The following is a 5849-nucleotide window of genomic DNA, read 5'->3' on the forward strand; positions in this document are numbered from 1 at the left end:
CCCAGGTGAGCCCGAGCCGGTCGATCCGGAGGAGCTGGCACGGGTCGTGCTGGACGGGATGGATCTCGAACCGATCTCAATCGGTATGGCACCGAAACCGGTGGATCAGGTCGCTGATTCGATGGGCCTAGTGGGGGCGCCGGTATGGATGTGGGCACAGAACCCGGGGCCGAACACGTGGGGACCGATCACCGATAGCGGATCCGAGGGATCGGTCACTGTGACGGTGACCGCACAGGTCGACCATGCCGAATGGGATCTCGGTGACGGCACCACGGTCACTTGCGACACACCTGGCGACGCCTACGACACGTCATTTGGCGTGCGGGAGTCACCATCGTGTGGGCACACGTACCAGCAGACCAGCCGAGACCAACCCGACCAGGCCTACACGGTGTCGGCTACCACCCACTGGACCGCGGAGTGGGAGGCCTCCACCGGCGAGACTGGAACTCTGGACGTCGATCCGCTCACGTCGACGGCTCAGGTCCGTATCGGTGAGCGGCAGCTCATCGAACAGTAGTGTCGTGGTCAATCGGAACTTGGCCGTTCGCCGGAAGCGGGCCGTCTTCGAACTTCTGTTCTAATATGGCCGCATGGCGACGATGTCTGATCGGCCACAGCCTCCGCACGTGCTGGCTCAACGTGTCGTGGTCAATCGGAACTGGCCCCGGAATCCGAGGTCTTTTCGGGATCATCGTCCCGGCTTTCCGGTGATGGCACGCCTCGTGTTCGAAGGTGAGGGGGAGGCCTGGCTTGCTGGGCATGCTGTCCGCTGGGACGCCACCCACGTCTATGTCGAGATCGACGATGCCCGCCTCGGCAGCAATGGGGTGTGGCTTAAGCCAGCCGACGTCTACCGCGCTGCGCCGGATGAGCCTGACGATGATTCGTCTGGTGACTCCATGGCGTGATCTGACTCGAGGCCGGCGCGAGGGAACTCGACCCACCATGTCACCCCTTCGGCGTCCTTGTGGGGACGAGCAGTGTGCGGGGGGCGTATGCATACCCGTTCTCGCCCGAGCGTCCAGCGCCGAGCTCCACAGGTGTGTTCGTACCCCATGGTGATGCGGTACCCCGGATCAGGGCGTCTACCTCCTCGCGGCACACGAGGGACGGCTAGCCGACTGGTGTACCGGTGTGCGTGAAGTCGACCCGAACTCGGCAACGCAGAGGCATATCACCACTGTTCATCGCGTCTAGTCGGCTTGACGGTTGCTTGTCTAATGCGCTAGACATAGCATTGTGGTGAACAAGCGGATGAAAGCGGCGGCGGTGCTGCGGATCGCCCGCAAAGCAGCTCGTCGCACTCATCATTCCATCGAGGAGATACCCGGCCGAGGAAAGGGCTCGCACCGCACGTTCCGCGTCCTCGACACAGCGGGCATGGAGGTCGCCAGATTCCAGCTCACCAGTCACAGCAAGGATGTGTCGTGGGGAGTGCTCCGCAGCATCGAACAGCGACTGGAGGACTTGTTCGGCGCGAAATGGATGGAGGACCAATGACGACGACCTACACCGTCACAGTCACCCGAGATGAGGATGTGTGGCTCGCCGAGGCCACCACGCGCGACGGTCGACCCGTCACCGCGCTCGACTTCGACGACTTTGACGACCTCCACACCACCATGCCCGAAGCCATCGCAGACATGATCGATACCGACCCCGCCGACATCACCATCGACTGGCGGTACGAGATCATGGGCCACGACATCACCGAACCGCTCAAGGCGGCGAAGGCCGCCTCGGCCGAGCTCAAACGGGTGCAGAGTAAACGCGACCAGGCGCTCAGCTTCGCCATTACGTCGATGCGGGATGCCGGCCTCTCCCAAGCCGTGATCGGCGACGTTGTTGGCCTATCCAAGCAGCGGGTCAGCCAAATCCTGGCCAACCACGCCCACCGGCGCCGCGTGCGGGACGATCCCCACCAGCCGGTAGCCGGTTGACCCATACGGCAGAACCCGATCACCGACCTGCGTACACCTGATGGCGCGAATCCCCGCGGTAGGGACGTCCCCACGGAGCGCGTCAATCGTTCCGCTCGGCTCGTTCTGCCGTCGCCGTTGCGAGAGCTGATGATCGGTCGGCGTCATCCCATACCAGCGGATCAAGTCATCGCGAGGTGTCACAGTTTCACTCGATACAGCACCACCAGAGGGTAGGGCGACCAGGGAGGACCGGATTTACCAGACTCCACGACGGCGGGGGCCGCGCGGCGATGTGCTTCGCGGACTGGGTGCGGTTGTGGGCCTGGCTGTCCTCGTGGCGGTGTCGGGTACGAGGACGATCCGGGACCACAGCGGTGATCGCCGGTTCAGCTCGTCATCGCCGCACCGACATCGAACTCCGTGCCGAACGGGTCCGTGATGTTCGCGACCCGCCCGTAGATCATGTCGTAGGGCTCGGCCGAGGTCCCACCCGCGTCGACCGCTCTGCGCGCAGCCGCATCGGCGTCGTCCACCTGGAACAAGGTCCCCCAACGGGATTTCGTGGCCGTTGGGTCACCGGCGATGCCGCCGATCTCGTGGCCATCCGGTCTGCGCAGGAACGTGAAGTCGAGCTCAGGCATGTCCGGGTTGGCATCCAACGTGTAGCCGAAGACCGCGACGTAGAAGTCGCGCGCAGGCCCGGATTCCGCGGTGACCAGGTCGTTGCGGAGCAGGGCGTTCGGCTCGTTGACGATCTCGCAGCCGATGTGGGCACCGGCCTGCCACAGTCCACACTGCGCACCGGTGGTGTCCTTGATGATCGCCGTCCGGCCCAGGTCCAGCACGTCCATCGGACCGGTGATGATCGAGCCGCCCGCGTCCCGCGCTCGGGCGGCCGCGGCGTCACAGTCATCCGTCGCGAAGTAGACGTTCCACCAGAATTCCGTGGCGTCGGGATCGGGGTTCGGCCTGATGGCCGCGACGGGTCTGCCCCGTAGCAAGCACTGGGTGTAGTGGCCGAACTCCGCCGGTCCCACATCGAACTCCCAACCGAACAACGCGCCGTAGAAGGTCATCGCGCGGTCGAGATCCGGGATGCCCAGGTCGATCCAGGTCGGTGTGCCAGCCGGCTGCGCGGTGGTCAACTCGCTCATAGTCTCTCCTTGTCGTGTCCCCATCGTGTCCCGCATGACCCCGGAACCTTAAGAGCACCGGTGTAAACCCAGCTCACACCGACATGGGCTGCGCCTCCGTCACTTGCACTTCGGGCCAGTTTCGGGAGTTCCGGGCCTTGTGCCGGTGATGGCGTTGGCCGAGTGGGCCGGGTTGTCGGAGTTGATTTCGACCACGTGCCCGCGGTAGCGACATCTATTTCTTGTTGCGGTAGAGGACCATGGTGATGGGACCGAAGACCGCGACGAGAAGTACGGACGAGACGAGCACCCAGCCGATTTCCCCGGCGGGCACCGAGCCGTGCATCAGGCCGCGCACCACGGTCGCCAGGTGGGTGATCGGGTTGACCTCGACGACCGCCTGCAACCACCCGGGCATCGTCTTCGGGTCCACGAAGATGTTGCTCACGAACGTCAGCGGGAACATCACCATCATGCTGACCCCCGCCACCGAGTTCGGCGTGCGCAGGATCAGGCTGAGCATCGTCCACAGCCACGACAGGCAGAACGAGAACACCAGCAGCAGCACCACCGAGAGCACCACCCCGACGGCGCCACCCTCCGGCCGGAACCCTAGGATCAGGCCGAGCGTGATCACGATCGCCGACCCGATCGAGTAGCGCATCACATCGCCGAGCAGGGCGCCGACCAGCGGCGACGGTCGCCACACCGGAAGTGACCTGAACCTGTCGAACACCCCCTTCTGGATGTCGGTGTTCAGCGTGATGCCAGTGTTCATGGTGATCATGACGTTCGCCTGCACCAGGATGCCGGGCAGCAGGAACTGCAGGTACTCCTGAGTCGACCCGGCGAGCGCGCCACCGAACAGGTAGGTGAACATCAGCGTGAACATGATCGGGAACATGGTCACGTCGACGAGCTGCTCCGGGACGTGTTTGATCTTCAGCAAAGCGCGCCAGCCGAATGTCAACGAGGTGAGCACCGGGCCGGGGTTAGACGGCCGCTCGCCGGCCAGCGCACCGCGCAGCGCGTCCTCGGTGACCGGCGCCGACGCCTGTTCTGTGGACGTGGCATTCATGCGGCATCCTCCTCGGGTGTCTCCTCGGGTGTCTCCTCGGCGGCGTGTCCGGTCAGGGCGAGGAACACCTCGTCCAGGCTCGGCTGACCGAGCGCGAACTCGGTGACGTCGATGCCGCTGCGGGACAGTTCGGCCAGGGAACGGGCGACCCGCTCGGGGTCGGAGATCCGCGCGGACAGCGCGGCCGGGTCGGCGGAGGGCTCGACCTGCACCTCGAGGACGCCGGCGAGGACCCGTTCGGCCTCGGCCCGCTGCCCGGGGGCACGTAGCCGTACCTGCAGCGAGCCGGCGCCGACCGATGCCTTGAGCTGGCCGCTCGAGCCCTCGGCGATCACCTTCCCGTGGTCGATCACCGCTATCCGGTCGGCCAGTTGGTCGGCCTCGTCGAGGTACTGCGTGGTCAGCAACACGGTGGTGCCCTCGGCGACCATGCCCCTGACGATCTCCCAGACCTGGTTCCTGCTGCGCGGGTCGAGCCCGGTCGTGGGCTCGTCGAGGAAGATCAGTTCGGGGGTGACGACCAGGCTCGCCGCGATGTCGATGCGCCGACGCATCCCGCCGGAGTACTTCTTCACCTGCCGGTCGGCCGCCTCGGCAAGACCGAACGCGTCGAGCAGGTCGCCCGCCCGCTCCCTGCCTCGGCGGCGTGAGTAGCCGAGCAGCCTGGCGAGCAGCAACAGGTTCTCCACCCCGGTGAGGTCCTCGTCGACCGACGCGAACTGCCCAGTGAGGCCCACCCTGCTCCGCACCGCCCGGGCGTCACGCACGACGTCGTAGCCGAGCACTTGCGCCTCTCCGGCGTCGGGGCGCAGGAGGGTGGCCAGCATGCGGATCGCGGTGGTCTTGCCCGCCCCGTTCGGACCGAGCACGCCGTACACGCCCCCGGCGCTCACGGCCAGGTCCACACCGGCGACCGCGTGGGTCTTGCCGAAGCTCTTCTTCAACCCGCTCGTCTCGATCGCGAACGTCCCCATGGGTTCGATTCCTTCTCTCGGTGTTGCGAACGGATTAGTCAAGTTTGACTACCTCACCGAGGATGCATGGAGATGGCTAGCTAGTCAAGTTTGAGTAGCCGCGCGGTCAAAGTCCGGGCGGCGTGGAACGCCACGAGTCAGGGTCATCGGCCATGATGTAGGCGCCGTCAGACAGCCGTTTGCTCAAGCTCTTAGCCCACTCGAGCTCGGTGCGCGTATGGCCCTCCCACAGCTCGGCCTGGTCCCGGACGTGTTCGGGAATATCGGGGTTCGGGTTCTCCCGCCATTTGGTCTGCTCAACGAGCTCCGCCTCGAGCCGCGCGACTCGCTCGTTGACGTGCACGATGGCATCCGCCCTGGTCAGCATTGGCAACATGGCGATGGACGCGTTGAGCATGGTGGGGTCATGAGTGCGCCGCAGACCGTCGCGGACAAGTTCGACGATCTCCTCGCGGCCACGGTCGGTCGCCTGATAGAGCGTGCGCTCCGGCCCCGACTTGCCAGGCTCGACGCGCTCGGTCAGCAGGCCGTCCGCCGCTGCCTTCTTGAGCGCGTGATAAACCGAGCCGGGCTTGATCTTGGCCCAAATCTCCGCACGCCAGCTCTGCAGTTCGGACCGCACCTGGTAGCCATGCGCGCCGCCGGAGAGGTGCACGATACCGAGTACCAGGAGCTTCGTCGCCGACATGCTCGCCTCCGCTCAATCCGCTTGGACTCACTCCGTAGGCTAGGGCCA

7 protein-coding genes and 1 pseudogene are annotated in these 5849 nt (G+C 65.5%); 4 read left to right on the forward strand and 4 right to left on the reverse strand.

All coding sequences use genetic code 11. The annotated features are described in order from the left end of the window. From M7H19_RS08575 to M7H19_RS08590, 4 genes and pseudogenes are all read left to right on the forward strand, one after another. Positions 1-523, forward strand: a pseudogene (locus M7H19_RS08575) (hypothetical protein); the annotation flags it as partial. Between the two features lie 73 nt (positions 524-596). Next, complete coding sequence (locus M7H19_RS08580) at positions 597-914, forward strand: hypothetical protein (RefSeq protein WP_298179302.1); 318 nt, start codon at positions 597-599, stop codon at positions 912-914. Positions 915-1248: 334 nt separating this feature from the next. Next, complete coding sequence (locus M7H19_RS08585) at positions 1249-1506, forward strand: hypothetical protein (protein WP_298179304.1); 258 nt, start codon at positions 1249-1251, stop codon at positions 1504-1506. Then, positions 1503-1946 (forward strand): MerR, encoded by a 444-nt coding sequence (locus M7H19_RS08590; protein ID WP_298179307.1) that lies wholly within the window; start codon positions 1503-1505, stop codon positions 1944-1946. The genes M7H19_RS08585 and M7H19_RS08590 overlap by 4 nt, the downstream gene beginning before the upstream one ends. Positions 1947-2314: 368 nt before the next feature. Here M7H19_RS08590 and M7H19_RS08595 read toward each other — a convergent pair whose 3' ends face one another. From M7H19_RS08595 to M7H19_RS08610, 4 genes are all read right to left on the reverse strand, one after another. Next, a complete protein-coding gene (locus tag M7H19_RS08595) occupies positions 2315-3082 on the reverse strand; it encodes a VOC family protein (RefSeq protein WP_298179310.1) in 768 nt (255 codons plus the stop codon). Between the two features lie 214 nt (positions 3083-3296). After that, positions 3297-4139, reverse strand: a complete 843-nt coding sequence (locus M7H19_RS08600) for an ABC transporter permease (RefSeq protein WP_298179313.1) — start codon at positions 4137-4139, stop codon at positions 3297-3299. Next, the gene (locus M7H19_RS08605; RefSeq protein WP_298179315.1) at positions 4136-5113 is read right to left on the reverse strand and encodes an ATP-binding cassette domain-containing protein; all 978 of its coding nucleotides are present in this window, start codon (positions 5111-5113) and stop codon (positions 4136-4138) included. Before M7H19_RS08605 ends, M7H19_RS08600 begins: the two co-directional genes overlap by 4 nt. 106 nt (positions 5114-5219) lie before the next feature. Beyond that, positions 5220-5801, reverse strand: coding sequence for a PadR family transcriptional regulator (locus M7H19_RS08610; protein ID WP_298179318.1), 582 nt, complete (start codon positions 5799-5801; stop codon positions 5220-5222). Positions 5802-5849 lie beyond the last annotated feature (48 nt).

It is taken from the genome of Saccharomonospora sp. (assembly GCF_027317685.1).
In the GTDB taxonomy this organism is placed as follows: Bacteria; Actinomycetota; Actinomycetes; order Mycobacteriales; family Pseudonocardiaceae; genus Saccharomonospora.

Coding starts and splice junctions, on each gene's coding strand:
- M7H19_RS08580 (WP_298179302.1), top strand. CDS start 597: ATGGCGACGATGTCTGATCGGCCACAGCCTCCGCACGTGCTGGCTCAA.
- M7H19_RS08590 (WP_298179307.1), top strand. CDS start 1,503: ATGACGACGACCTACACCGTCACAGTCACCCGAGATGAGGATGTGTGG.
- M7H19_RS08595 (WP_298179310.1), bottom strand. CDS start 3,082: ATGAGCGAGTTGACCACCGCGCAGCCGGCTGGCACACCGACCTGGATC.
- M7H19_RS08600 (WP_298179313.1), bottom strand. CDS start 4,139: ATGAATGCCACGTCCACAGAACAGGCGTCGGCGCCGGTCACCGAGGAC.
- M7H19_RS08605 (WP_298179315.1), bottom strand. CDS start 5,113: ATGGGGACGTTCGCGATCGAGACGAGCGGGTTGAAGAAGAGCTTCGGC.
- M7H19_RS08610 (WP_298179318.1), bottom strand. CDS start 5,801: ATGTCGGCGACGAAGCTCCTGGTACTCGGTATCGTGCACCTCTCCGGC.